Origin of the sequence: Bacillus sp. FSL R10-2780 (assembly GCF_038006125.1) — a bacterium.
Taxonomy (GTDB): Bacteria; Bacillota; Bacilli; order Bacillales; family Bacillaceae_G; genus Bacillus_A; species Bacillus_A cereus_U.
Window position 1 is genome coordinate 2,082,978 of sequence record NZ_JBBOUQ010000001.1, and the last position, 26,036, is coordinate 2,109,013.

The following is a 26,036-nucleotide window of genomic DNA, read 5'->3' on the forward strand; positions in this document are numbered from 1 at the left end:
ACAAAGCTCACTTTTCCTAATAATTTGCACTGTGTTTTTTATATTTTTTATATCATATGTAAAAATCACATTTTTTCCTTCACTTTGTTAAATAGTTTTCTTTCTTTTTTGAATTTGCTACAATATATTTTATCCCGTGTTAATGTAGCGAGATACATTTCGACAATTGAATACATACTTTAAAGAAGGTGACACGATTGGAACAATCAGCACATGAAGTAGCAAATTGGCAATATTATTTTGCAATTTCCGTATTTTTAGTCACGTACGGATTTATTATTTCTGAGAAATTGAATCGTGCTGTAATCGCACTATTCGGCGCTGCTATTATGATTATTTTTGGAGTTGTAGATTTACATACTGCTTTCACATCACATATTCAATGGGAAACGATCACTCTTTTAATTGGGATGATGATTCTCGTACATATTACGAGTCAATCAGGCGTCTTTGAATTTGTGGCCATTAAAGCGGCAAAAGCAGCTGGCGGAAAACCAATCCGTATTTTATTATTACTATCCTTATTAACTGCTATCGGATCAGCATTTTTGGACAACGTAACAACCGTCTTATTAATCGTACCTGTTACACTATCCATTACACGTATTTTAAAAGTAAACCCTGTTCCTTATTTGATTTCAGAAGTGCTTTTTTCAAATATAGGCGGAACAGCAACATTAATCGGTGACCCACCGAACATTATGATTGGATCAGCAAATAAGCACTTAGACTTCAATGCCTTTTTACTTAACTTAGCTCCTATCGTAATTATTATTTCTATCGTTACACTTGGCATTATTTACTTCATGTATCGCAACAAACTAAAAACAACGCCTGAGCAAATTAAAATATTAATGGCATTAAATGAAAAAGATTATATTAAAGATCGAAGCCTACTTTTAAAATCCATTTCGATTTTAGGACTAACTATTTTAGGATTTGTACTTCATTCTCTTATTCATGTAGACGCTGCGGTTATCGCGATGACAGGTGCTACACTTCTTATGCTAATCGGTGTGAAAGAACATGATATTGAAGATGTATTCGCCCACGTTGAATGGGTAACCATTTTCTTCTTCGCCGGACTATTCGTTCTCGTTGGCGGATTAATTGATATCGGACTCATTTCTTCTCTTGCACAACAAGTACTTGACGTAACAAATGGCGACATCGGTTTCGCTGCTATACTTATCTTATGGGTATCCGGTATCGCATCTGCGACAATCGACAACATCCCATTTGTCGCAACAATGATCCCACTTATTCAAGATTTGGCTACAGGACTCGGACTATCTGTCGATTCCCCGCAAATCGAAGTACTATGGTGGGCATTATCTCTTGGAGCATGCTTAGGAGGAAATGGAACATTAATCGGTGCATCAGCAAACGTAGTCGTTGCTGGTATTGCAAAACGTGAAGGACATGGATTCTCTTATATGGACTTCTTAAAAATCGGTTTCCCATTAACGATTATCGCATTATTATTATCACACGCTTATATATATTTACGTTACTTAATGTAAAAATTGTAGTGCATGAAATTATATCGTCAAAAACAAAAGGTTTGCAGCATCGTGCTGCAAACCTTTTCAGGCTGTGGAGAAAGTCTTCTCCACAGCCTGTTTTTGTGTCTGGTATTATCCCCTCATAGTAGACAATTGAAAGCAAGTTACTGTACTGTTTATTATGGAGGGGATTTTTTTATGGGGAAAATTAGAAGAATTTTTTCAATTGATTTTAAAATGAAAGCTATTGAAATGTATTTACATAGAGGAATGGGTAGTAAATTAATTGGAAGGGAATTAGGAGTTACATATTCAGTTATAGACAGATGGATTAAAAACTATAATAGTGAGGGTATTCTTGGCCTACAAGAAAAACGAGGAAGATCTAGACAAGCAAATGCAAGTTCAGTCAAGATGATAGAATCGAATGATTAGAAGCAGAAAATGCATACTTAAAAAAGCTCTTAGCTGCGAAAAAGGGGCTAAGGTCAAAAGAAACAAATCAATAGAATATGAGATCATCTATACCTTAAAGCAGAATTTTTCTATTTTATTGCTTTGTGAAACTGCGGGTGCCTCAAGAAGTGGATATTACAAATGGGAAAAAAGAAAAAACAATCCCCTACTCTTTTATGAACACCAACAAATGATTTCTTACAATTTTTACGGATTCACTCCCACTCCTTGTGGGGTATTTCCTACTGCTACGGTTGTTAGTACTGTATTTCCATCTATCACGGATACATTATTTGAACCAGCATTTGCTACATAGATACGATTCGTGGATGAATTCACTCCCACTGCGAATGGGTTCGTTCCTACTGCCACGGTTGCTAGTACTGTATTCGTATTTCCATCTATCACGGATACATTATTTGAACTAAAATTTGCTACATAAATCAAATTCGTTGATAAATTTACTCCCACTCCTACTGAGCTCGTTCCTACCGCTACGGTTGCTAGTACTGTATTCGTATTTCCATCTATCACGGATACATTATTTGAACCAGCATTTGCTACATAGATACGATTCGTGGATGAACTAACTCCCACTCCGAATGGGCTCGTTCCTACTGCTACGGTTGCTAGTACTGTATTTGCATTTCCGTCTATTACGGATACATTATTTGAATCAAAATTTGCTACATAGATACGATTCGTGGATGAATTTACTCCCACTCTTATTGGGGTCGTTCCTACTGCTACGGTTGCTAGTACTGTATTCGTATTTCCATTTATCACGGATACATTATTTGAACTTTGATTTGCTACATAAATCAAATTCGTTGATAAATTTACTCCCACTCCTGATGGATTCGATCCTACTGGTACGGTTGCTAATACTGTATTCGTATTTCCATTTATCACGGATACATTATTTGAAAGTGGATTTGCTACATAGATACGATTCGTGGGTGAATTCACTCCCACTCCTATCGGGGCAGATCCTACTGGTACGGTTGCTAGTACTGTATTCGTATTTCCATTTATCACGGATACATTATTTGAACTAGTATTTGTTATATAAATTGTACCTAGATCCATACCTGCTGCTGGTCCGGTGCTTCCTGTTGATCCCGTGCTTCCTGTTGGACCGGTGTTTCCTGTTGATCCCGTGCTTCCTGTTGGACCGGTATCTCCTGTTGGACCGGTGTTTCCTGTTGATCCCGTGCTTCCTGTTGGACCGGTGGCTCCTGTTGGACCGGTGCTTCCTGTTGATCCCGTGCTTCCTGTTGGACCGGTGGCTCCTGTTGGACCGGTGTTTCCTGTTGATCCCGTGCTTCCTGTTGGACCGGTGCTTCCTGTTGGACCAGTGTCTCCTGTTGGACCGGTGCTTCCTGTTGGACCGGTACTTCCTGTTGGACCGGTGCTTCCTGTTGGACCGGTGCTTCCTGTTGGACCGGTGCTTCCTGTTGGACCCATGCTTCCTGTTGGTCCGGTGCTTCCTGTTGGACCGGTGGCTCCTGTTGGACCGGTGCTTCCCGTTGGACCGGTGGCTCCTGTTGGTCCGGTGCTTCCTGTTGGTCCGGTGCTTCCTGTTGGACCGGTGTTTCCTGTTGGTCCGGTGCTTCCTGTTGGACCCGTTGGCAATGTTACTGGTGGAATGGGCGGTAAAGTAGGACCAATTAAATTGGGATCTAATGCATGAGCTTGAAGTATCTCACTTATTTTTTTCATTTGATGTTTATCATTCAATTCATTACCCCCTTCGCTTATTTTATTGTATGGGAATGTATACTGTTACTTTCCATACACATAGACTGACTCATGGGGGCTTGCTCTACATTACAAAGAAATATTAGGGGCAGCATCACACATTATTTACATGCACTGTATACCAGCGAACCAATTTAAACGATTAGTTTACGGAGAAAACCAAAAACATGATAGAAATATCTTAGAAAATGCGGAGTGTTCATTGTTGGACGGGCTGTATAAACAGCTTGAGATGACGAAAGAAGAGGAAACAGCATTTTTGTATCAGAAGGAGAACGTGCTGGACAAGATGGCAACGGAGTTAGAGAAGTAGAATTATAAGGATTAGATTTTATTCAAAGTATTTCTAATAGGGTATAAGTTATCATAGATACCCGTAAAGTGATTTCAAATCTTTACGAACATAAAAACTATTACACCTATAGGATGTTTACACCATCCGAAAAAAATTTATTTTATAGATGATTAAACATCCTATGATTGTTAATCAGTCATCATTAACCCCTCGATTACTTTCATATTATTAAGAGTCTCCTCATCAGTTGGTAAAAAACTAAGAACCCTTTTATTATGATGGTAAGACTGTTTATAGTCCTGTAGCTGAAAGTAGCAAAAAGCTAATTGTTTATGTGGTAACCAAGTTTTAAAGGGTTGTTGTTCAATGAAAAGAGTAGAATTAGCTGAAGGTGCTTCTATAGCTTGTTTATACCAATAAGCAGCTTGAGAAAACTGGTTATTCTTAAGAAAGAATTCCCCTAGGCGACAGCTGAATTCCGGTTGAGGAATATCATATTCTAAAGACTGAAATGTGATTTCTTTTTCTTTCTTTAAATTTCCAATTAGATGATAACAACTAGCTAATTTATGCATAACAAAAAGCCTGTGTTCTAATTGGATATCTTTGCGGTCTAAGAATTTGTTATAATATTCAATGGCTTGTCTATATTTTTTATGTTTATGTAATTCTCTAGCATAATGAAATATATCGTGAACTGTCATTTTACCTTTATTCTTTTTCAAAAATTGTTCATATAGTTTGAGATTTCGATCTGATTCATTATTGCTATAAATTTTTTTATGGGTGACTATGATGTCACTTTCGAGAGAATTATACTGATCATGAATACTTAGATCTTCATGAACAACGCCGTGCCATTGAAAGTTTTTACTTCTTTTAATTAATCTATTGCGGCGAATGCTGGTTAAAACATTATTAAATTTATCAATTTCCGCATGATAAATCATGGAAACTGCATCAATATTTTGAGTGAGTGATTGTTTTAAAGCAAGTAGCTTTTGACGTTCTTCTGGTAAAAGTATATCATCCGCATCTAACCATAAAATGTAGTCCATTGAAGCTTGATGAAAGGAATAATTTCGGGCTGCCGAGAAATCATATATCCATTTAAAATCTAAAATTTGCTCCGTCCATTTACTAGCTATTTGTTTCGTTTGATCTGTTGAGCCAGTATCTACAATAATAATTTCATCAGGGATACCTTTAACTGATTCTAAACATCTATTAAGTGTTTTTTCTTCATTTTTTACAATCATACATAAACTAATTGTAATCATCTGAACACCTCTGTTATAAATATCTTTGTTTTATTTGAATTTAGGTTTTTACTTATACCGTAGTACCTAAACGAATCTCAATAGGTGGGGCTGTAAGTAGTTCACGTTGTGGTTCTCGAACTGGTTTTATAGCTCGTAGTTCAACTATCATTTCAAGAACAATATTCCGGTATTTATTCACATCATCTAATATTTCTGCCCCAGTTTTCCCTTGATATTTGTTTGCATCTACAATGATTATAATTTTTTCGGTTAACCAATCGCCTCTATATCCATAATCTGCACGCCAATAACACGGTTGGCAAAAATAATCAAAGGAATGTAAAAAGTATTGTCTCACATGCGTCGGATCTTCAAAAGCACTATCACTTGATCCATAAGGCACTTTAACAACTGCTTTTGCATTTGACTTAGCAATACGATGTAACTCTGCCATTAAAAATAAAGGATATTGTATATGTTCTAATAAATGTTCAGCTAAAAATTCATCAATACTATCATTTTCAAAAGGTAAACGCCTATTTTTACAATCATCTAAATTAGCGACAACATCTACTCCATCTTGTTTGACCATATCAAGGTTTATCCAGTTTTCGAGAATGGTCCGTCCACAACCTAAATGGAGCTTTTTCTCTGCCATAAAATCACCTCATTTTAGTTTATTTTTATTAATATTGTTCTTAAAAAATGCTAAATGTAATTTTTAAATGAGATATTTGTTTAATCTTGAGTACAATCCATGACTATCAAGCTAATATTTTGAGATATCCCCGAAAAGAAAAAATGAGACTATTAAAGGTAAATATAGAATCAGAATGCCATCAATTATTATTTCCGTTATTGCAAGCACACTATCTAGTTGTGTAGCTAATGTTGCGATTCATTACCAGATTAAACAATTTTTATAAAAAGCAAAAAAGACTCTCCCAAGGGATAGAGTCTTTTCTCATAATATTTACATAGTTTTCGAGTGCGAAAGTAACCTTAAGTGTTAATCTTATTGTTTTATATTTTATTTAAGAAATGATTCCTATACCTGATGGACCAACCCCAACTGGTATAGTAGCAATTACAGTATTTGTTAGTCCATCTATCACGGATACGGTTCCGACTTGTGTATTTGCTATATAAATTCGATTGGTTAATGGATTAACTCCTACTCCCTCTGGACCAGCCCCCACTGGAATAGTAGTAATCACGGCATTAGTCGCTCCGTTTATCACGGAGACATTATTGCTGCTGAGACTAGCATTTGCTACATAAATAAGGTTAGTAGATGAATTAATTCCCACTCCATCTGGAGAAGTCCCGACGGCAATAGTAGCAATTACAGTATTGGTCATTCCGTTTATCACGGATACGTTGTTGCCGTTAAAATTTGATACGTAAATTCGATTTATAGATGGATTGACCCCTACTCCCTGTGGATTAATCCCCACCGGAATAGTAGTAATCACGCTATTTGTTAGCCCATCTATCACGGATACGTTGTTACTTCCAATATTCACTATATAAATCAGATTAGTTAATGGATTAACTCCTACTCTATATGGACTAGTGCCCAGAGAAGTAGTAGCGATCACGGTATTAATCGCTCCGCTTATTACAGAAACATTGTTGCCGTTACTATTTGTTACGTAGGTAAGGTTAGTAGATGGATTAATCCCTACTCCAAGTGGACCATTCCCTAGAGTAATAGTAACAATTACAGTATTAGTCATCCCATTAATTACGGAAGCATTGTTACTGCTAAAATTCGCTGTATAAATTCGGTTAGTTAATGAATTAACTCCCAAGTCTTGTGGGAAACTTCCGACAGGAATAGTAGCAATCACACTATTTGTTAGCCCATCTATCACAGAAACATTATTGCTTCCCCTATTTGATACATAAATTCGATTTGTAGATGCTGACCCTGTCGGACCCGTTAATCCTGTTGCTCCTGTTGAACCCGTCGGACCCGTTAATCCTGTTGATCCTGTTGGACCCGTCGGACCCGTTAATCCTGTTAATCCTGTTGATCCCGTCGGACCCGTTAATCCTGTTAATCCTGTTGCTCCTGTTGGACCCGTTAATCCTGTTAATCCTGTTGCTCCTGTTGGACCCGTTAATCCTGTTGCTCCTGTTGATCCTGTTGGACCCGTTAATCCTGTTAATCCTGTTGATCCTGTTGGACCCGTTAATCCTGTTGATCCCGTCGGACCCGTTAATCCTGTTGCTCCTGTTGGACCCGTTAATCCTGTTGCTCCTGTTGGACCCGTTAATCCTGTTGACCCTGTTGACCCTGTTGCTCCTGTTGGACCCGTTGATCCGGTGGCTCCCGGTGGCAAAGTAAATGGTGGGATAGCTGGAAATGTTGGACCTATTAAATTCGGATCGAGTGCCGCTCCGTACAGATCCTTATGTGGACCAAACTCATTTTTCTCTGACATATGTCACCCCAAAAAGTATTTATCATACCTAATAAATGTAGTGAGATGACAAAATGACACTGAAGAGTAAGTAAAAAACTTCTTCTTTTTACTCACTCTTCAAAAGTTACCTATATAAATTTCAATATTAATCTACAATTCTTGTTACAACTAAAGATAAATTTCCATAAGAAGAAATCTCACCTTGTACAACCTCAATTATAATATTTCGTGAATCATTTGTGGAAGCTTGTTTATTTGTAGGAAGTAACCTGATTCTTACCGTTACAGTTTGGTACATTTTTCTTAACCTAAATCCTAAGAAATCTAGCTCTATTACGACTTTTTTATTTGTCTAAAGTTATTTCTATTACAATTGACCACAAACCAAGTCACGTTATTTCTTTGATATAAACATTCGAGATTTTATCTCGTAAGTATCACAAGCATTTCACATATACATAACAAATAAGGTTTTATTGTAGTTATCTTTATATTCTCTGTTAAATTTGCACCTTTCTCAGCCCCTTTTCTTTTATTGTTCCACATATCGTTTAATAGTCACACTCCTTCAAGCAGTGCTTTTCCACAGCCTAAAAAGGTTTGCAGCATCGTGCTGCAAACCTTTTTTCATCACCAAAATATCCCGATAATTGCTAATCCACCTAAAATCATACCACCAATTTGTCCGATGATTGTTGGTGATAATTGAACACCTTTTCTCACTTCAACAACTGGTCTTTCGTGCCTTAGTTGCTGCACTTCACTTTGAAGTTGATGTACACTTCCGTGTAGTTCTTTAATTAGTTCTTTTAATTCAGCGACCTCTTCGTTTACTGGTTTTGTTTTCTCCAAATTCATCTCACATAACCCCTTATTTTTCAATCAGTACACTGTAAATTTTCGCCAATTATCATTATATCTCCTGCATACTACATATATAATATGGAATGTACTTTTAATCTTGCAGCTCTATCCATTCATCCCGCAATATCCCCATAATCATTCGATCAAAACACTTTCCATCTCGCTGAACTACTTCTCTCATACACCCTTCCATCTGAAAACCCATGTTTTTATACAACGCAATGGCAGCTTTATTATAAGAAATAACATCGAGGCCAACGCGGTGTAAATTCATTTCATAGAACGCATACTTTAAAATAAGATGCAACGCTTCTCTCCCATATCCTTTTCCTCTATCATTTGCATCGCCTATACCAATTGCTAATAAACCTGTTCTGTTATTCCACTCTATGCCGTGAATTGCAACAAAACCAATTAAGCGATCATCTTGAACTGTTCTTAACATGAAAGAAACACTATTGGATCTCCGTCCCTTTAATAGCCCATCACTCGCTATTTCATGTAACGATTGCGGGAATGCTAAGTCTGTATCTACATTTCTTAAATATTCACTATCCTCTTGCCACTTAGCCATCACTTCAGCATCTGCTTCTCTAATAGCTGATAATTTAATAGTTTTATTTTGAAAAAGATTCATCGTCATTTCAAACTCCCCCTTTATTTAAATAGCGGGGACAATTATTCTAGCCTATTTATCCCGCATTAACGGGCAGTAAGACTCCCACCTCAAAATTCAGCTGGAGCGAAGATGTTAGGTGGGAGATCAACTGCCCGTAAACGCCCGATTGGTTCAACTAATAATCAGTGGGGGATGAATAAAACCCCCACTGATTAAAGTTTCACTTTATCCCCTTGTTCCATAAACTGTTGTATAAACGGGATACTTACAATAAGCGCTGACATTGGCACATCTCCCTTGCATTAAATTAACTTCATTTTACATTTTTTTGTTTTTTTAAACAAATCAATTCTAGTTTTCTATTATTTAGAACTATAGTATACTTAATTATTCTTCAGATTATTCAATTAAAATAATAACTTACAGAAGGTGAAACGATGTTTTATATAAAACAACTACTCTATTTCACTTACGAACAAGCATTATCTTGTTTGTTCCCAGTCATTATTTTTTTAACACTAGCCCTTTCAAAAATCATTTCTATCCCAGGGTTATATCGCTATGATTTCATACTCATCGTATGTCTTCTTATGCAATATATAATGTATAAAACGGGACTTGAAACGAAAGACGAATTAAAAGTAATTACTGTTTTTCACCTTATCGGACTTCTACTAGAAATATATAAAGTGCATTTTGGATCATGGAGTTATCCTGAGGAGGCGTATTCAAAAGTTTTAGGTGTTCCGCTATACAGTGGTTTTATGTATGCGAGTGTCGCAAGTTACATATGCCAGGCGTGGAGAAGATTGCATTTGCAAATGTATTATTGGCCAAAGGCTATTTTTGCCGTGCCGTTAGGAGCTATGATTTACTTCAATTTTTTCACACATCATTTTCTATATGACTTTAGATGGGTATTAACTTTACTATTATTCATTATTTTCTTTCGGACATTTGTGGAATTTTCATTACAAGGCGTTACATATAAAATGCCGCTCGTTCTCTCCTTTTTCCTTATCGGATTCTTTATTTGGATTGCAGAAAACATCGCTACCTTCTTCGGAGCATGGCAATATCCAAATCAACGGGAAGCATGGAACCTCGTTCACTTAAGCAAAATTAGCTCATGGTTTTTACTCGTTGTTATTAGCATTATGATTGTTACGCAGCTCAAACATTTGAAGCAGTCGAAAGGATAATGCTGATTACGTTAGAAATATTAGAATTAATTAATTTTCTCTACTTGCTCAATAAAAAAACGAAATCCATCTGGGATTTCGTTTTTTTAAGCAATTAAATTCAAAACTATAAAGATTTCACCAGACGTTCCATCGCCTTCATTTGACCAATATGATCTGCTTCATGATAAAGCATCATACCATAAAGCTCCCCTACCGTTTCCAATCCTAAGAACGGCTCTGGAAGTTTATTTTCAAATGCTTCTGCTGGAATTTCATTAATACGCTTTGCTTGTTCTTGTAACTGAGACTTTAACACTTCTAATGATGGTCCTTCTGTTTCCCATTTAGATGGTCTTGATCCATATCCAAACATACCTGGATATTCACTTGGCAATTGCTTAAATTCTCTTCCAAACATGAAAGTCTCTGCTGCCGTTAATACGTGACCGATATGCCAGCGAATTGTATTGTTAAAGCCCTCCGGCTGCGTATCTGCAGTTTTATCATCTAATGTTTCCATAAATTTAAGTAATGCCCCACGCGTTATTTCAAATTGTTTTAAACCAACTAGTCTATTCATTTTATCGTTCTCCTTTTTTATGTACAGTTTATTATGAACTAAAAATGTTCAACTTATTAAAGTTTCACCTTGTTTAATCTATCAGAAACAATTAAAAAATACATCTAATATGCTTAACGCACTTTGGCAATATGTTTTTTAAAAAAGGTACAACCTTCGGAAATATAGAATTACTTAGTGCGCAAATATTTCAGTAAACAAAAGAGGAGTGTAATTACATGTTAGATGTTTTAAAACAACAATATAATCTTATTAGTTCTACAAGGGAAAATCTATTTACATTTTTGGAAGAAATTCCACAAGAAAAATTGCACAGTACGGTTCCTAACTTCGGAAGTGGCAGCATTATAAAAACCCATATTCATGTAGCCGATTGCTATCGATACTGGCTTGGAACATTCGCATTTAACCAAAAACGAGCAGATTTTTCATTTGCTAGCGATTATGAAATTGAACATGCAGATGTCAAAAAAGTCCGTGCTAGATTTAAGTTAGTAGATGAGACTGTACAACGCTTTTTAGATGAATACAATGACCGCTGGCTCGAAAATATAGCAAATGAAGTGAAATGGCAAAAAGAGCCTTGGAGCACAACTCCACTATGGCTTTTAACTCATACGGAAACACATGAGTTTCATCATAAAGGACAAATTGTATCTATGGCTCGCCACCTTGGATATACTCCTCCTGATACAGACCTTAGTTGATTCGTTTTTTCAATTATTATGGCCATACTTAAAGTGATTATAAAAATATACTATAAAGAACCGATACTTGTTTCATCCAAGTATCGGTTCCCTATATACAAAAGTGCTATTCTTCTTACATATAAAACAAATATTTCTCCACTTAATCCCTTGCAAAAGACTCCCTCGTTACATCAATGAATTGTTGTAGTGGCGATGTCATCCATTTATCTTTATGCCAAGCAATTTGTGTATAGATCGGAGTGATTGTATTCTTTAAAACTAACTCCTTTATCGTCCCCTCTCGTATATCCTTTTCTACTACTATTGCTGGCAAAACTGCTACACCTAAATCTGCAATAACACATTGTTTAATTGCCTCTACGCTAACAAACTCAATCTTATTTGCCGGATATACTTCTTCCGCACGAAATAACTCTTCAAATAAAGTCCGATACGAGCAACCGAGTTCTGTTAATAAAAGTGTTTCATTCTCTAAATCTTTTATAGAAACGGAAGATTGTTCAAGTAAACGATGCCCCGGAGCCGCTACTACTTTTAATTCTTCTTTCATAAGCGGCTCCACATGTAAAACGTCTTCTGTTTTACATTCGTCTAAAATAAATACAAGGTCTACTTTCCCCTCCATCAATTGTTCCTTCGCATCTTTATTGGAATGCGCTGGTTTAAATATAAGTTTTATTTTGGGAAATTGCGCTTTAAACCTTTTTAATATGGAAGGGAGCCTGTATGTACATTGACTTTCTTGCGCACCAATTATTAACGTACCTGCTATTTCCTCATCATCTTTCACAGCCATTTTCGCTTCGTTACTAAGCGCAATCATCTTATCGGCATATAGTTGAAACTTCTTCCCTGCTTCAGTTAAGAAAAGACGTTTCCCTAATCTTTCAAATAACGGCGTACCGAGCTCAGCCTCTAACGTTTTAATTTGCGCTGTCACGCTCGATTGGGCAAAGTTTAATTTCTTCGCAGTTTGGGTAAAGTTCAAAGTCTCTGCCGCTACTTTAAATGTAATTAATTGTTTTATCTCCATTTGCTATTCCCCCTTTTCAATCGACATTTTCGATTGATTCCATCGAAATAATCTTCTTTTTCTATTGATATTTGTATTGTATGATAAAGAACATCTACAAACAATATAAATGGAGGTATTCCATATGAAAGCACTTTATTTCGAAACATTCGGAGACGCTGATGTACTACAATATAAAGAAATAGCTGATCCAATCATAAATCCAAATGAAATTCTTGTTCGCATGCAAGCAATTGGTTTAAATTTCGCTGATATTTATAGACGCCGCGGCGATTATCATCTCGCTGGTAATCCGCCTTATATATTAGGTTATGAAGGGGCTGGTATTGTTGAAAAAGTAGGAGCTGACGTTACTACTATCAATCCTGGAGATCGCATTGCATTTGCTGACGTTCCATTTGCAAATGCAGAATTAGTTGCTGTTCCATCAGAAAAAGCAATTCCACTTCCAGATTCTATTTCTTTTGAAACAGCCGCTTCTATCTTATTACAAGGATTAACAGCACATTATTTAACGAAAGATAGCTATCAAATAAAACAAGGTGATATAGCTTTAGTACATGCCGCAGCTGGTGGTGTTGGTCAGCTTCTCATCCAAATGATTAAACTACAGGGCGGAACAGTAATCGGTCTTACGTCATCAAAAGAAAAAGCACAGATAGCAGCGTTAGCCGGTGCCGATCACGTATTTTTATATAGCGAAGCATGGCATACGAATGTACTTGAAATGACTAATGATGCTGGCGTAAATGTTGTGTATGAATCAGTAGGTTCTACATTAGAAGAAAGCTTTAAAGCGACTAAAATTGGTGGTACTGTCGTATTTTACGGAATGGCCGGTGGTAATCCTGCGCCAGTTGATCCACGTATGCTTATGGATACTTCGAAAACTTTAACTGGCGGAGACCTTTGGAATGTACTTATATCTTACGAAGAGCGAAAAGAACGTTCCTCTCAACTATTCGAATGGATTGCGAATGGAAAATTAAACATCGCGAATCCTACTACATTCTCTTTACAAGATGGTGCTCTTGCACATGAATTATTAGAGAGCCGTAAAAGTACTGGGAAGATTTTATTAATCCCATGATTCATCTAACTAAAACAGGAAGCTAGATTTTGCTAGCTTCCTGTTCTTATTTCTATTTGAGATATTATTATATTTCCACACTTTCTTTTCCTTTTTCAACATAACTCATATCCCCAACCGATTCGACTGTATACTTCCCATCTTCATATAAAACTTTCGTTACACTTGCATTTTCCACTCCAAGTTTTGTTTTACTACGATCCAGCATTTCTATTAATGCAGTAATCAGAAGTCCATGAGCTACAACTAAAACGTTGCCTCCACCATTTTCAGCAGCTTCTTCACTAATCCTATTAATTTCTTTTTTTATACGAGTAGAAAATACTGCCCAATCTTCTGCCTGTTTTGTAGGGTCTGCTGCTCTAATCAGATTAATAACTTCTTCAATAGAATACTTCATGAGTTCGTCTGGTGATGTAACACCTGCAGCTTTTCCGATAGCATCCCACATAATTTCAACTTTTTCGCCTTCAAAAGTGCCAAAGTTCAATTCACGTAAATCTTTTCTTGTCTCAAGTTTTAACTTTGATTGCTCATTATATTTTAATACTAAATTAGCAGTTTCAATCGCTCGACCACTATCACTACTATATACACTAGTAAAATGAGTATCTTTTAATCCCATTCCTAGATTCGCGGCAACTTCAACACCTTTTTCTACTAACGGAGAATCCGCCCAACCTTGCACGCGATGATTCGCATTTAATATTGTTTTACCGTGTCTTGTAACATATAACGTAACTAATTTCCTATTACTATCTGTTTCCCGCGTCTTCATCATATTCTCTCCCTTTACATTTCTATATCAATCTTATCATCTCAATTATCCATCGCGCAAAATATACGTAAGTAGATCTGCTTACTAAAAAACGCTATCTTTCTGTACATCCCTACAAAAAGATAGCATTTTTTATGATTACATTTCTTAATCGGTACTTTTATTCAGAAAAAGCACTCGAATACTGAACAACCCCTTCAACACCTTGAAGAGCATTCTCTCTAAGTTCCATCACCATAAACACTTCATCTGGTACTTCAAATGGTGCTTTTATATTCCAATCACTTGCTTTCTTAAAACCAAATTTCGGATAGTACTCTGGATGCCCTAATACTACAACTGATCCATATCCAAGTTCTTTCGCTTTTTCTAGCGCCGCTACGATAAGTTTGCCACCAATTCCTTTTTTCTGATGGCCTGGAGCAACTGATACTGGTGCCAGTGCTAATGATTCTACAGAAGTTCCGTCTTGTTCTATCTTAATTTTTGATAACATAATATGACCAACTATTTCTTCATCTACTGCAACTACTGATAGTTCCGGAATAAATGCATCACATTTTCTAATGCGACTCACAAGTTCATGTTCTTTTTTATCACTAAATTCTTCATTTAAAAACGCTTCTTTTACAACTTCTTCAGTCTTACTATAATCATTTTGTTGTTCTTGTCTAATCTTTATCACTTTATATTACCCTCTATTCTTTCTAATTTCTTTTTCAATTTTACGAAGCGCTTTTTTCGATCCGCGCTCAATATCGTGTTGCATTTTTCTTTCTTTATAATCGACAAATAGTGTATTTAAATCATATCCTTCTGGGTATAATTCTTTCGCCGCTACCTCTAAAGTAATACGTTTTACATTCACTTCAACGAATTCACCGTTATAATATACAACGACATTATAGAAATTATCTTTTTCCTTATAGATGATACCAAAATCATCATAATCCAATAAATTCACACGGTCACCGATTTTATATTCATAGTCATTTTCTCTTTTTTCTTGCACGAATTTCGGTTTTCTAATTTTGCTTTCATTCACTTTTTCTATAGCGTATTCTTTATTTCCCATATACTCTTTCGCTCTTTGCAGTACATGTTCTTTTACATTCATTTTATTTGCAATCCAAAGTGCATTACTTTCACCAGATTTACCGATCACTAATTTATAAAGAGGCTCCAATGTCTCACTATTAAATTGCATTGCTGCGTTCATAAAATCACCATGCATTTCTGAAAATCGTTTAATTTCACCGTAATGCGTACTCGCAATTGTAATACATCCCGTTAGATAAAATTCTTCTAAAATAGATATCGCAAGCGCCGCACCTTCATTCGGTTCTGTACCGCTTCCTATTTCGTCAAATAGTAGTAACGTATTATTATTTGACATCCTCATAATTTCAGACAGATTTTTCATATGAGATGAAAATGTACTCAGTGCATTTTCGATACTTTGATTATCACCAATGTCTACAAATACATTTTCGAAAATAGCAATTTCTGTTTCTTTATCTCCAGCAATGTGCAAGCCAGACATTGTCGCTAATGTTAAAAGTCCAATTGTTTTTAACACAATCGTTTTCCCGCCCGCATTCGGTCCTGTAATAATTAAACTACGGTACTCTTGACCGATTTCAAAATTTAACGGTACAACTTGCCCTGTTAAAAGCGGATGCTTACAATTCACTAAATGAATGTGACCATGATCGTTTAACTTCGGTTCTATTCCATCGATACTTTTACTAAACTTCGCTTTCGCAAATACCATGTCATATTGACTAATCAGTTCCATATTAATTTTTATATGATAAATATTTTCTAATATCATTCCTGATAAAGTCGCTAAAATTTGATACTCTTCCATCGCTTCTTCTGCTTTCCAACTTGCTAGTTCCGCATTTAATTTTGTAACCGTATGTGGTTCTATAAATACAGTAGAACCTTTTGCAGATGCTTCCACAATACTTCCTGCAACTTGATTTTTATAGGTAGATTTGATTGGAATCGTATAGCGATCATCTTTTTTACTAATAAAGAATTCCTGAATATACTTCTTATTTGCACTACTATTTAAAAACTTCGTTAAACGTTCTTTTATTTTTCCATCTACAGAATCAATGTTATTTCGAATTCGTTTTAACTCTTTACTAGCCGCTGCATCAATGCTATTTCCTTTAATTGAAAAGTTAATTTCCTCTTCAATACTTTTAAATTCAGTCATTGAATTTGCATAAGAAGCTAATACTGGCGCAAAAAATTCTTTATCTAGCATAAACTTTTTAATCTTTCGACACCCACGTAAAAAGTCTGAAACGCTCACTAACTCTGCTGGATCTAAAATCATCCCTTTTTCTAATTTTTGAATTGTACTAGCGATATTGGATATTCCAAAAAAAGGCACATGCCCTTCTGCATCTACTATAGCTCGTGCTTCTGTCGTTTCATTTAAGCGATTTCTCACTACTTTTATACTCGTACTCGGCTCTAATTTATTTAATAATTCCTTACCTAAACCACTTACACAATAAGATTTCACTATTTCCATTAATTCGTTATATTGTAACTTTTCAAAAGTCATCGTATTCATTTTGTTTCTCCTCACTATGATTGATTTCTATCATCAATGAAGATACCTACTCATTAGATTCCAATGAATTCTATATTATTTAATTACCATTTTTATACATTAAAAATATATACAAAAAAGCTGCGGGGATACCGCAGCTTTTACATTTACAAGGCAAGTGTAATAACGTATAAGGAAATAAGCCATCTAAAAAGTATATGGCAATCCCTATTATTACAAGCTTTATAAAGTATTGTAGGTATCTTCATAGGTTTCGAAATAAATCCATGACAAAATTAGGGGTATGATGTACATAAAAATCCCCTGGTCTTATCCGATTTATTTCATTAAATTTTTCCTATTTAGTACCTACCGCACTCACAAAAAGCACCTCTCATTAATTTATATTTTAGTCATTGAAATCTAATTTATTGAAATCATCATACTATATGTTTTACAAGAAGTAAAGGTGTCATACTTTAATAACTATGCAGAATGTAAAAAAGAAGAGGAAAACTTATATTTCAGTCTGCCCCTTCTTTTTCATCACAAATTTACTGCTGAATATATATTGAAACAGAGCCTCCATTTACATGGAACTGCCCCCATCCATCTTTATTAATTGTTACAGTATTTGTTTGATTACCCGTAATATCGTACCATACTTCCCCAGCGTTATTCTTTCCAACATCCATCCACTTTGATCCTCCTGGTCCGTCTGAGAGTAATGTCGCTAAACCAGAATTAGCATGTACACCATCACCTTCTCTTGTCCAGCCAATCACATCTGGATGGTCTAAATAATCACGCTGCGTACCATATGCAAAGTTTTTTCGTGCCGTCAAAATCGGATCAATTTTATCTTTTAACGCTGGAATTTCATAACTACTCTTTCCGCTTGTCCCATAGTAATCACCATAAAAAACTGAAGGATAGCCCTCTGCACGTGTTAAAATAAATGCATATGCCAACGGTTTAAACCACGGACTTACTACAGATTCCAATGACTGCCCAGGCTGTGAATCATGATTCTCAACGAGAGTAACTGCGAGTGCAAGGTGATTTTTCATTACTGTGCCATTTAAAATATTTCTCATATCATAATTCCCATTTCCTGTTGAAGCATAATGAAAATTGTAATGAAGCGGTGCATCAAATACAGATTGATTATAATTGACTTTCGCCAAATAATTGTTTAAAGTCTGGATGTCATTTTGCCAATATTCAGCTACTGTAAACATTTCTTTCCCTGTTTGCTGTCTGACATGATTTACCCAATCGCGTAAATATTCATGATCAATATGTTTAACAGCATCTAAACGAAAGCCATCTAAATTTAATTCATTCGCATACCACGTTCCCCAATTTTTCATCTCCTTCACAACATCAGGATGATCAAAATCAAGATCTGCATACATCAAATAATCATAATTCCCATTCTCGCTAGACACTTCCCAGTCCCACACTTTACCTATACCCCTAAATTTATAAATTCGATTTAATTTCCTTCCTTCATCCCAATCCGTTCCGTCAAAATGATACCATTTCCATTTGAAATTAGAATAAGAATCTCCGCGTCCTGGAAAGTTAAACCCCGTCCATGCATTAATTTCATAATCACCTGACACTTCAATATTTCGATTGTTTCGGTCTACCTCTACAGCTGTTACGGTTTCAGTATAATCAGCCCCACCTTTATGGTTCATAACTACATCACCATACACATCTATGCTTTGCTTATGTAAAGCTTCAATTGCAGATTTCAACTGTGCTTTTGTCCCATATTTCGTCCGCACCGTTCCTTTTTGATTGAATTCTCCCAAATCATATAAATCATACGCTCCATATCCTACATCATTTTGTGAAGTCCCTTTATATGCAGGTGGTATCCATACAGATGTAATTCCTTTATGGGCTAAATTTTCAGCATCAGAACGCAAACGATTCCAATGATTCCCATCATTCGGAGCGTACCACTCAAAATACTGCATTAATGTTCCATTGTTTATCGTTGCTGCTTCCGCCTTATTCCCCTCATATATATTAGGAAAAAGTAAAATAAACAATAAACAGACTACCATAATCCTTTTCAACATATTTACACCATCCCCTTCAAGAAAACGTTTGCATAATTTATTAAAATTATTATAATATTCGTTCTACAGTTAGTAAAGTAGTAATCTTTTAATCTCTCACATTATTTTTCATGTAACTTCACATATTCCACAAGTATCTCAACATAGTTTAAAATTCACATCTTACTCAATTTTGTTTACAATTTACCTATAAAAGCATAACGGAGGGATTTCAATGACAGACTTTCAAAGACAATTTTTCGCACGATTAAATATAAAGAATAAAGAAATAGTTTCTTTTAAAGATTTACCTAACATTATGTATGCAATGTCACAATCTGTCCCTTTTGAAAACTTAAATATTCTCGAAAACAACTTTACAGAAATATCAAAAGAAAATCTAAAAGAAAAAATTTTAATAAACAACCGTGGCGGCCTTTGTTATGAATTGAATCCGACTATGTATTACTTCCTTAAAGACTCTAAATTCGATGTCCATCTCGTTTCTGGAACAGTTTATAACGCTGCAAATTCTATATGGGCTGTTGATTCAGGACATATCGCAACTGTTTTACAACATCATAATGAACTTTACTTAATTGAAGTAGGTTTCGGATCATATTTACCCCTTTCCCCTGTTCCTTTCTCAGGTGAGATCGTTCATTCTGTAACAGGCGACTATCGTATTCGTAAAGAAACGACTGAAAAAGGTAATTATATTTTAGAAATGCGTAAAAATAATGAGTTTCTAGATCAATCTTCTACTAATGATTGGACAGTAGGTTATGCATTTCACTTGGAAGAAGTAAATGTGGAAAAAGCAAATGCAGCACAAAAAATTATCGTTGAACATGAGGGTTCCCCTTTTAATAAAGTACCTCTTATTGTAAAACTGACTGAAAATGGGCATGCCTCTTTAACGAAAGATAGCCTTACAATAGCGAAAAACGGTAAAAAAACGAAAGAAACAGTTACAGAAGAGCAATATAAAAATCTTTTACATTCAACGTTTGGCATTACATTAAACTTTTAAAGCCTCGCCATTTCCGGCAAGGCTTTTTATTTTCCAGCAGGGATTTTTTGCAATTTGTTGTATTTCATAGTTATATAGGAACATAACTACATATTTAGAAAGGAAATGATTATGACAGAACTTAAAGATCGACTACAAGTAGCTGATAAAGAAAAATGGAATTTAACGGACATTTACCATACAATTGAAGATTGGGAAAGCGACTTTCATAAAATTGAAGTATTAACGAATGAACTACACAAGTTTAACGGAAATATTCACGATGGCAATAGTTTATTAGCTTATTTAACAAAGAGTGAAGAAATATCTAGCATAATATCTTTAATGTTCGCTTATGCAAGACTACAATCTGATCTTGATACACGCGATACTGATGCTCAATCCCTTGTCGATAAAGTATCACAATTACACGTGAAAGTAAGTGCGGCTAAATCTTTCTTTTCCCCATTCTTGCTTAGTGTAGATGAAAACACATTACATTCTTACATAGAAGAAACAGAAGGCTTACACTATTATAAAGAAGACTTATTTGAGCTATACCGTTATAAAAAACACGTTTTGAATAAAGACCAAGAAGAGATTTTATCACAAATGGGTGAAGCACTCTCCTCCCCGCAGCATACATTTGGCATGTTAAATAATGCAGATATAATTTTTGGTGAAGTGACTACTGATGATGGAGAAAAAGTAAACTTAACACGTGGAATGTATTCAAAGTTAATAGAAGATGAGAATCGTGAGAAACGTAAAGAAGCTTATAAAGCTTATTACAAGCCATATGTTCAGTTAAAAAACTCTATCGCTTCTACTTTGTCCGCAGCTATTAAAAATAATGTTACTGTTTCAAAGCTACGAAAATATCCATCAGCTTTAGAAAAATCATTATTTGGCGACATGGTTCCGAAAGAAGTATATGAAAATTTAATCGATACGACGAAAAAAAACATTCAATCATTACATACGTATAATGAACTTAGAAAAGAAAAATTAAATGTAGATGAACTAAGACAATACGACTTGAGTGTTGATTTAGTAAAAGGTGTAAAACAAGACATTCCATACGACGAAGCGTTTGATATAATGATCGCGTCACTAGCTCCTTTAGGTGAAGAATATATCGAAACATTAAAAAGCTTTAAAGATAAACGATATATAGACGTGAGAGAAACACCAGGAAAACGTTCTGGCGCTTATAATTTTGGTGTATACGGTGTTCATCCTTTCATTCTTTTAAATCATCACGATGATTTAAATAGCCTTTTCACCCTTACTCATGAATGTGGTCACGGAATGCATACGCATTACTCACACGGATACCAGCCAAGAATTTCTGCACATTATTCCATTTTTGTCGCAGAAGTCGCTTCTACAGTAAATGAAGTATTATTAATTCACTATTTATTAAAAGAAGCGAAAGAAACGAACGTACGTAATCATTTAATTAACTACTTTATCGATAGCTTTAAAGGTACCTTCTTTACACAAATCATGTTCGCTGAGTTTGAAAAAATCACACATTCAATGGCTGAGCAAGGTAAACCATTAAATGCCCAAGTCTTTAGTGAAATTTATGAAAAGTTATTTAGAGAATATAATGGAGACTCCATCGTATTTGACGAAGAAGTAAAATATGGCTGGTCTAGAATTCCTCATTTCTACCGTCCATTTTACGTGTACAAATACGCAACGGGCTTCGCCTCTGCAATCCAAATCGCCGATAAATTATTAAGCGGCGACCCAAATGCCCAGAAAAATTATATTGAATTCCTTAAAGGTGGAAGTTCTGACTATCCATTAAACCTACTGAAAAAAGCTGGCGTTGATTTAACTACACCAGAGCCAATTGAAAGTGCATTGAATCGATTCACCCAACTTGTTGAAGAGTTTTCAGCATTATAAGAAAAAAGCATGCAGAGTTATGCTCTGCATGCTTCTTTCATTTAAATCACTTTATTCTAAATGCTGCTGCGTCACACAATGAATCATACCACCATACGCATACAATTCATTTACATAAACACCAACAACTCTTCTACCTGGAAATTGCCCTTCAATAATTTGAAGCCCTAACTTATCATGTTCATCACCGTATATAGGAACCAATACAACTTCATTGCCAATATAAAAATTCAAATACGAACCTTGACAGTCTGCCTCTTTTACCACTTTTCTTGTTACAGGTACTGGGATGAGTTGAAATGGATTTCCATCTATATTTCTCGCTTGTCGCAATTCTTGATAATGCTTTTCGTGCGCCTCCAAAAGGTACGACTCTCCTTCCCCAAAAGGATCATATTCATAAAGAATCGTATTTTCATTTACAAAACGCGCTGCCCCATCAATATGGTAATCCGTATCTTCATCATAATTATCCTCACCGCGAATACCAGTTATCCATATGAAATTCGTTACTCCCAAGTACTTCGTTAACTCCATTTCAATCTCTTCCTGACTTAGTGTGGGATTTCGATTTTCATTTATAATAGAAGTTTTTGCCGCCATTAAGGTTCCATTTCCGTTTATCTCTATTCCTCCACCTTCTAGACAGACACTTGATTCAACTTTTGAAATGCTATACATTTCACTTATTTTCTCTGGAATAACAGCGTCTTTTTCATGCGGGTATTTATTCCCCCAACCATTAAAGATCCAGTGTGTTAAGCAGAGATTTCCTTCCTTATCTTTTACAACTATCGGTCCATTATCTCTGATCCAAATATCATCAGTTTCTTGAATTAAGAAATCAATTTTAACCATATTCACTTTCGCTTCAATTAACTTCGATTGGACATGTGCTTTTTCTTCTTCATCGTATACAACAATATGCACATTTTCTCCATAATGAAGCTCCTTTGCCATCGTTACCCAAATATCATCTAACTTAGCTCTGTAACCTTCACCTCTATGGGTTCTGTCATGAGGCCATTGAAGCCATGTCCCCTCATGTTTTTCCCATTCTGCAGGCATATAAAACAAACTATTTTCCATATTTCTCATACATGTTCACCCCTTCTTCGAATGTAAGTTCAGTCTAAACTTTGACATCGTGTTAAGGTCAACAGGAATATATTCATTTACTTGTAGCAATTTTATAAAGCGATTCTTTATTTCTCCTTGTGATACACTATTTCTCCTTGTAAAACCGTCACTAAAACTTTCGCATTCGGAATCTTATCGGCACTCATTTTAGTAATATCTTCATTTAGTAATACCATATCGGCTGATTTCCCTACTTCAATCGAGCCAGTAATGTTATCAAGACCTAATGCTTTGGCTGGCTTAATTGTATAAGCATCAATAGCTGCGTATACATCAGACAAACCCTTTTCATCAATGCTTAATGCATTCGAAATCGTAACAAGTGGATTCAGTTCATTTACATCCCAATCACTACTAAGTGATACATTTGCTCCTGTTTTCCAAATTCGTCCTAACGGCATAATTCGTTTCATCTGTTGATCTGAAAAATACGTACTTGCCCAGCTTTGTTTTGGATCTTCCGCAAAATCATGACCTACTTGAAAATCAGCGCTAATACCTAATTTAGCAAAACGATTTATATCACTATCTTCTACCATTTCCACGTGCGTGAGCGTATAAGGCTGATTTGCCCCTTCTTTTTTCGCTGCTTCAATTGCGTTTAAACTTTCTCTTACCCCGCCGTCTCCAATCGCGTGGATTAATGCACCGTAACCAATTTTATTAAGTTCAGTCAACCACCACTTCATCTTTTCTTCTGGAATATAGTTCAAACCATATGGAGTCCCTTGAAACCACTCAAATTTATATTTTTCTAGTATTTTAGCTGTGCTGTTAATACCAATTCCATCACTATACATTTTCACTTGATTAATAAGCATTCGAGATGATACATCATCACGCTTAATTTTTTTGAAATACTCCATTTGTTCTGCTTCATTTAAATTCGGATACACCCACGGACGAAGTACTACTCGTGACGTTAGCTTTTTTTCATCATTTACTTTATTCCAAACATCTAACCAGCCTCGCTTCCAATAGAGACGTCCATCACCGACTGTAGTAATACCATTCTTCGCAACCTCACCTAATCCGTCCAACAAACCTTCATAATTTTTTTCAAACAGATTCGGTTGGGAGTTCCATGCTTTTTCCATCACAATGTCTCCAGCTGTATCATAAAGAATACCAAACGGTTCTCCTGTTTCTGGATTTCGAATAATTCTTCCGCCTTGCGGATCTTTCGTATCTTTATTTATCCCAGAAAGCTCCAATGCTTTCGAGTTTACCCATACAGAATGAGAGGTTCTTTCCATAATTAATGCTGGATTATTAGGAAACAGCTCATCAAGAACTTGTAATGGAGTTTGTTGTTCTGATTTTTCGTCCATATCTTTTAACAGCTCTTCCAAACTAAATCCTGTTCCGCTTATCCATTCCCCTTCCTTTACATCTTTTTTACAAGCCTCTAAATACGAGCGTTGTTCTTGCAAAGAAGCATCTGGTGAGACACTACAATTCCCTGCTGCTGGTGATTTCGCTTCAAATATATGATTATGATTGTCCACAAAACCAGGGAGGATAAAACGCCCTTGTAAATCCACCACTTTCGTATCTTCATTTATAAATCCCTCTACATCCTTGTTTGAACCAACAAATGTAATTTTCCCTTCTTTAACGGCTACAGCCTCTACGATGTCTTGCTTTCCATTTGAAGTATAGATTGTACCATTTTTAAATACTACATTCTTCGGCAACTGATTAGGTAGAACAGAGCTACCATTCTCACCTTCTCCTACTTCAGGAGTACACGCTGAGATCCATACCATACTAAGAATTAGGCAAATAAGTAAAATTTTTCTTTTCATATTCTTTCCCCTTTTTATTATGATAAATTGCTTACATATATAGAATAAGGATTGACATAATGTTAATGTCAATCCTTATTCTCATTCTATTTTCGTAACTAAAAAACAAATTTGTGTAACATACTCCTCTACTAAACAATCACATTCAGGTCCCTTTATATAGACTTCATATGGGTGACTATCTATTATATAGCCATTGCTTTCCACCCACTCTTCTAATGCCATATAAGCATAGCCTATATAGTCATAGCTGCCATAATGCATAGTAGTAACGAGTTGATGCTGATTTAGCTTTTTTATTTCGCACTCTTGTAATACGCCTTTATTGTCCTCATACATAACCGGAATTCTTAATTCAATATCACTGCGATTTGGAATATACTCTTTATCATAAAAAACTACGGATGGAGAACCGGCTATTTGAAAACTATTTTTTTGTACTTTTTCATATAAGTCATAAAAATAATCATCCATATCATCTATATCTATTTGTAATCTTTGAGCAATTACCGTTATTTCATTTCTCATTCCAATTAATATATCGTAACTTCTATGACGAGCAATATTTAAACCATTATTCATACTTACCATTTCATTCATTTCAGAAATAACCTGTAAATTTTGTTTCACCTCATGAGATAACTCTATAATTTGCGCTTGCATATGTTTAATAAATGAATTTTGATCTGCTGACTGGAGAATTACTTTAATTTTCGGTAAAGGAAACTTGTACTCCCTCAGCTTTTTAATTTTCAATGCTATTTCTAGCTGTCCTTGCTCATAATATCTATATCCATTTACCGGGTTCACATATGCTGGTTTTAATATCTCCTCTTTGTCATAATGCCTTAGCATCCGTGTACTCATTTTACAAATTCGCGAAAATTCAGTAATTGTATACATATAAATACCCCTTGAATACATTTTCTTATAAGCTTAT

The 26,036-nt window shown here is 35.5% G+C and carries 22 protein-coding genes and 1 pseudogene; 7 read left to right on the plus strand and 16 right to left on the minus strand.

Annotated elements, in window-relative coordinates; all coding sequences use genetic code 11:
- Nucleotides 1-197 precede the first annotated feature (197 nt).
- Both NSQ47_RS10875 and NSQ47_RS10880 read left to right on the plus strand, forming a co-directional pair.
- Nucleotides 198-1,523 carry an ArsB/NhaD family transporter gene (locus NSQ47_RS10875; RefSeq protein WP_341036872.1) on the plus strand — a complete coding sequence of 442 codons (1,326 nt, stop codon included), beginning with the start codon at nucleotides 198-200 and terminating at the stop codon, nucleotides 1,521-1,523.
- Nucleotides 1,524-1,703: 180 nt separating this feature from the next.
- Nucleotides 1,704-2,014: pseudogene (locus NSQ47_RS10880) on the plus strand (transposase).
- A 154-nt stretch (nucleotides 2,015-2,168) separates the two neighbouring features.
- Here the strand turns inward: NSQ47_RS10880 and NSQ47_RS10885 are convergent.
- The 7 genes from NSQ47_RS10885 to NSQ47_RS10920 all read right to left on the minus strand — a co-directional run bounded on the left by NSQ47_RS10885 (nucleotide 2,169) and on the right by NSQ47_RS10920 (nucleotide 9,218).
- On the minus strand, nucleotides 2,169-3,683 hold the full coding sequence (locus NSQ47_RS10885) for an exosporium leader peptide-containing protein (protein ID WP_445662103.1): 1,515 nt from the start codon (nucleotides 3,681-3,683) through the stop codon (nucleotides 2,169-2,171).
- Nucleotides 3,684-4,205: 522 nt separating this feature from the next.
- A complete protein-coding gene (locus tag NSQ47_RS10890; RefSeq protein WP_341036874.1) occupies nucleotides 4,206-5,297 on the minus strand; it encodes a tetratricopeptide repeat-containing glycosyltransferase family 2 protein in 1,092 nt (363 codons plus the stop codon).
- A gap of 52 nt (nucleotides 5,298-5,349) precedes the next feature.
- On the minus strand, nucleotides 5,350-5,937 hold the full coding sequence (locus tag NSQ47_RS10895) for a class I SAM-dependent methyltransferase (RefSeq protein ID WP_002161011.1): 588 nt from the start codon (nucleotides 5,935-5,937) through the stop codon (nucleotides 5,350-5,352).
- A 376-nt stretch (nucleotides 5,938-6,313) separates the two neighbouring features.
- A complete protein-coding gene (locus NSQ47_RS28235) occupies nucleotides 6,314-7,729 on the minus strand; it encodes an exosporium leader peptide-containing protein (RefSeq protein ID WP_445662094.1) in 1,416 nt (471 codons plus the stop codon).
- A 127-nt stretch (nucleotides 7,730-7,856) separates the two neighbouring features.
- Nucleotides 7,857-8,009 carry a hypothetical protein gene (locus NSQ47_RS10910; RefSeq protein ID WP_341036876.1) on the minus strand — a complete coding sequence of 51 codons (153 nt, stop codon included), beginning with the start codon at nucleotides 8,007-8,009 and terminating at the stop codon, nucleotides 7,857-7,859.
- 332 nt (nucleotides 8,010-8,341) lie between these two features.
- The gene (locus NSQ47_RS10915) at nucleotides 8,342-8,569 is read right to left on the minus strand and encodes a hypothetical protein (RefSeq protein WP_002161008.1); all 228 of its coding nucleotides are present in this window, start codon (nucleotides 8,567-8,569) and stop codon (nucleotides 8,342-8,344) included.
- A gap of 97 nt (nucleotides 8,570-8,666) precedes the next feature.
- Nucleotides 8,667-9,218 carry a GNAT family N-acetyltransferase gene (locus tag NSQ47_RS10920; protein ID WP_341036877.1) on the minus strand — a complete coding sequence of 184 codons (552 nt, stop codon included), beginning with the start codon at nucleotides 9,216-9,218 and terminating at the stop codon, nucleotides 8,667-8,669.
- Between the two features lie 413 nt (nucleotides 9,219-9,631).
- Between NSQ47_RS10920 and NSQ47_RS10925 the strand changes: the two genes are divergently transcribed.
- Nucleotides 9,632-10,396 (plus strand): DUF817 domain-containing protein, encoded by a 765-nt coding sequence (locus NSQ47_RS10925; RefSeq protein WP_341036878.1) that lies wholly within the window; start codon nucleotides 9,632-9,634, stop codon nucleotides 10,394-10,396.
- A 106-nt stretch (nucleotides 10,397-10,502) separates the two neighbouring features.
- Here the strand turns inward: NSQ47_RS10925 and NSQ47_RS10930 are convergent, their stop codons facing one another.
- Complete coding sequence (locus NSQ47_RS10930; RefSeq protein ID WP_341036879.1) at nucleotides 10,503-10,958, minus strand: DinB family protein; 456 nt, start codon at nucleotides 10,956-10,958, stop codon at nucleotides 10,503-10,505.
- A gap of 218 nt (nucleotides 10,959-11,176) precedes the next feature.
- Between NSQ47_RS10930 and NSQ47_RS10935 the strand changes: the two genes are divergently transcribed.
- Nucleotides 11,177-11,665 (plus strand): DinB family protein, encoded by a 489-nt coding sequence (locus NSQ47_RS10935; RefSeq protein WP_002111019.1) that lies wholly within the window; start codon nucleotides 11,177-11,179, stop codon nucleotides 11,663-11,665.
- A gap of 142 nt (nucleotides 11,666-11,807) precedes the next feature.
- On the opposite strand, the gene NSQ47_RS10940 is transcribed toward NSQ47_RS10935, so the two are convergent.
- Complete coding sequence (locus tag NSQ47_RS10940) at nucleotides 11,808-12,701, minus strand: LysR family transcriptional regulator (RefSeq protein WP_341036880.1); 894 nt, start codon at nucleotides 12,699-12,701, stop codon at nucleotides 11,808-11,810.
- A 124-nt stretch (nucleotides 12,702-12,825) separates the two neighbouring features.
- On the opposite strand from NSQ47_RS10940, the gene NSQ47_RS10945 reads away from it, so the two are divergent.
- Nucleotides 12,826-13,791 (plus strand): quinone oxidoreductase family protein, encoded by a 966-nt coding sequence (locus tag NSQ47_RS10945; protein WP_341036882.1) that lies wholly within the window; start codon nucleotides 12,826-12,828, stop codon nucleotides 13,789-13,791.
- A 67-nt stretch (nucleotides 13,792-13,858) separates the two neighbouring features.
- Here the strand turns inward: NSQ47_RS10945 and NSQ47_RS10950 are convergent, their stop codons facing one another.
- The 4 genes from NSQ47_RS10950 to amyS form a co-directional block, all read right to left on the minus strand.
- A complete protein-coding gene (locus tag NSQ47_RS10950; RefSeq protein ID WP_033710885.1) occupies nucleotides 13,859-14,569 on the minus strand; it encodes a histidine phosphatase family protein in 711 nt (236 codons plus the stop codon).
- A gap of 160 nt (nucleotides 14,570-14,729) precedes the next feature.
- The gene (locus NSQ47_RS10955) at nucleotides 14,730-15,254 is read right to left on the minus strand and encodes a GNAT family N-acetyltransferase (protein WP_341036883.1); all 525 of its coding nucleotides are present in this window, start codon (nucleotides 15,252-15,254) and stop codon (nucleotides 14,730-14,732) included.
- A 6-nt stretch (nucleotides 15,255-15,260) separates the two neighbouring features.
- Nucleotides 15,261-17,162, minus strand: coding sequence for an endonuclease MutS2 (locus NSQ47_RS10960; RefSeq protein ID WP_078181264.1), 1,902 nt, complete (start codon nucleotides 17,160-17,162; stop codon nucleotides 15,261-15,263).
- 533 nt (nucleotides 17,163-17,695) lie between these two features.
- On the minus strand, nucleotides 17,696-19,237 hold the full coding sequence (amyS, locus tag NSQ47_RS10965) for an alpha-amylase (RefSeq protein ID WP_341036887.1): 1,542 nt from the start codon (nucleotides 19,235-19,237) through the stop codon (nucleotides 17,696-17,698).
- A gap of 214 nt (nucleotides 19,238-19,451) precedes the next feature.
- Here amyS and NSQ47_RS10970 point away from each other — a divergent pair, with 214 nt between their 5' ends.
- Together NSQ47_RS10970 and pepF are read left to right on the plus strand one after the other, a co-directional pair.
- Complete coding sequence (locus NSQ47_RS10970) at nucleotides 19,452-20,249, plus strand: arylamine N-acetyltransferase family protein (protein ID WP_341036888.1); 798 nt, start codon at nucleotides 19,452-19,454, stop codon at nucleotides 20,247-20,249.
- A 111-nt stretch (nucleotides 20,250-20,360) separates the two neighbouring features.
- Complete coding sequence (pepF, locus tag NSQ47_RS10975) at nucleotides 20,361-22,148, plus strand: oligoendopeptidase F (protein ID WP_341036889.1); 1,788 nt, start codon at nucleotides 20,361-20,363, stop codon at nucleotides 22,146-22,148.
- A gap of 51 nt (nucleotides 22,149-22,199) precedes the next feature.
- Here the strand turns inward: pepF and NSQ47_RS10980 are convergent, their stop codons facing one another.
- The 3 genes from NSQ47_RS10980 to NSQ47_RS10990 form a co-directional block, all read right to left on the minus strand.
- A complete protein-coding gene (locus NSQ47_RS10980; protein ID WP_341036892.1) occupies nucleotides 22,200-23,246 on the minus strand; it encodes an agmatine deiminase family protein in 1,047 nt (348 codons plus the stop codon).
- A 107-nt stretch (nucleotides 23,247-23,353) separates the two neighbouring features.
- Nucleotides 23,354-25,096, minus strand: coding sequence for an amidohydrolase (locus NSQ47_RS10985; RefSeq protein WP_341036893.1), 1,743 nt, complete (start codon nucleotides 25,094-25,096; stop codon nucleotides 23,354-23,356).
- 81 nt (nucleotides 25,097-25,177) lie between these two features.
- Nucleotides 25,178-25,999: a MerR family transcriptional regulator gene (locus NSQ47_RS10990; protein WP_078181270.1), complete on the minus strand. Its 822-nt coding sequence runs from the start codon at nucleotides 25,997-25,999 to the stop codon at nucleotides 25,178-25,180.
- Nucleotides 26,000-26,036: the final 37 nt, after the last annotated feature.

Bases quoted from the DNA above. Each gene is read 5' to 3' on its own strand.
- NSQ47_RS10940 (WP_341036880.1), bottom strand. From the start codon at position 12,701: ATGGAGATAAAACAATTAATTACATTTAAAGTAGCGGCAGAGACTTTG.
- NSQ47_RS10890 (WP_341036874.1), bottom strand. From the start codon at position 5,297: ATGATTACAATTAGTTTATGTATGATTGTAAAAAATGAAGAAAAAACA.
- NSQ47_RS10895 (WP_002161011.1), bottom strand. From the start codon at position 5,937: ATGGCAGAGAAAAAGCTCCATTTAGGTTGTGGACGGACCATTCTCGAA.
- NSQ47_RS10950 (WP_033710885.1), bottom strand. From the start codon at position 14,569: ATGAAGACGCGGGAAACAGATAGTAATAGGAAATTAGTTACGTTATAT.
- NSQ47_RS10935 (WP_002111019.1), top strand. From the start codon at position 11,177: ATGTTAGATGTTTTAAAACAACAATATAATCTTATTAGTTCTACAAGG.
- NSQ47_RS10960 (WP_078181264.1), bottom strand. From the start codon at position 17,162: ATGAATACGATGACTTTTGAAAAGTTACAATATAACGAATTAATGGAA.
- NSQ47_RS10885 (WP_445662103.1), bottom strand. From the start codon at position 3,683: ATGAAAAAAATAAGTGAGATACTTCAAGCTCATGCATTAGATCCCAAT.
- NSQ47_RS28235 (WP_445662094.1), bottom strand. From the start codon at position 7,729: ATGTCAGAGAAAAATGAGTTTGGTCCACATAAGGATCTGTACGGAGCG.
- pepF (WP_341036889.1), top strand. From the start codon at position 20,361: ATGACAGAACTTAAAGATCGACTACAAGTAGCTGATAAAGAAAAATGG.
- NSQ47_RS10945 (WP_341036882.1), top strand. From the start codon at position 12,826: ATGAAAGCACTTTATTTCGAAACATTCGGAGACGCTGATGTACTACAA.
- amyS (WP_341036887.1), bottom strand. From the start codon at position 19,237: ATGTTGAAAAGGATTATGGTAGTCTGTTTATTGTTTATTTTACTTTTT.
- NSQ47_RS10985 (WP_341036893.1), bottom strand. From the start codon at position 25,096: ATGAAAAGAAAAATTTTACTTATTTGCCTAATTCTTAGTATGGTATGG.
- NSQ47_RS10990 (WP_078181270.1), bottom strand. From the start codon at position 25,999: ATGTATACAATTACTGAATTTTCGCGAATTTGTAAAATGAGTACACGG.
- NSQ47_RS10980 (WP_341036892.1), bottom strand. From the start codon at position 23,246: ATGAGAAATATGGAAAATAGTTTGTTTTATATGCCTGCAGAATGGGAA.
- NSQ47_RS10925 (WP_341036878.1), top strand. From the start codon at position 9,632: ATGTTTTATATAAAACAACTACTCTATTTCACTTACGAACAAGCATTA.
- NSQ47_RS10970 (WP_341036888.1), top strand. From the start codon at position 19,452: ATGACAGACTTTCAAAGACAATTTTTCGCACGATTAAATATAAAGAAT.
- NSQ47_RS10920 (WP_341036877.1), bottom strand. From the start codon at position 9,218: ATGACGATGAATCTTTTTCAAAATAAAACTATTAAATTATCAGCTATT.
- NSQ47_RS10915 (WP_002161008.1), bottom strand. From the start codon at position 8,569: ATGAATTTGGAGAAAACAAAACCAGTAAACGAAGAGGTCGCTGAATTA.
- NSQ47_RS10910 (WP_341036876.1), bottom strand. From the start codon at position 8,009: ATGTACCAAACTGTAACGGTAAGAATCAGGTTACTTCCTACAAATAAA.
- NSQ47_RS10930 (WP_341036879.1), bottom strand. From the start codon at position 10,958: ATGAATAGACTAGTTGGTTTAAAACAATTTGAAATAACGCGTGGGGCA.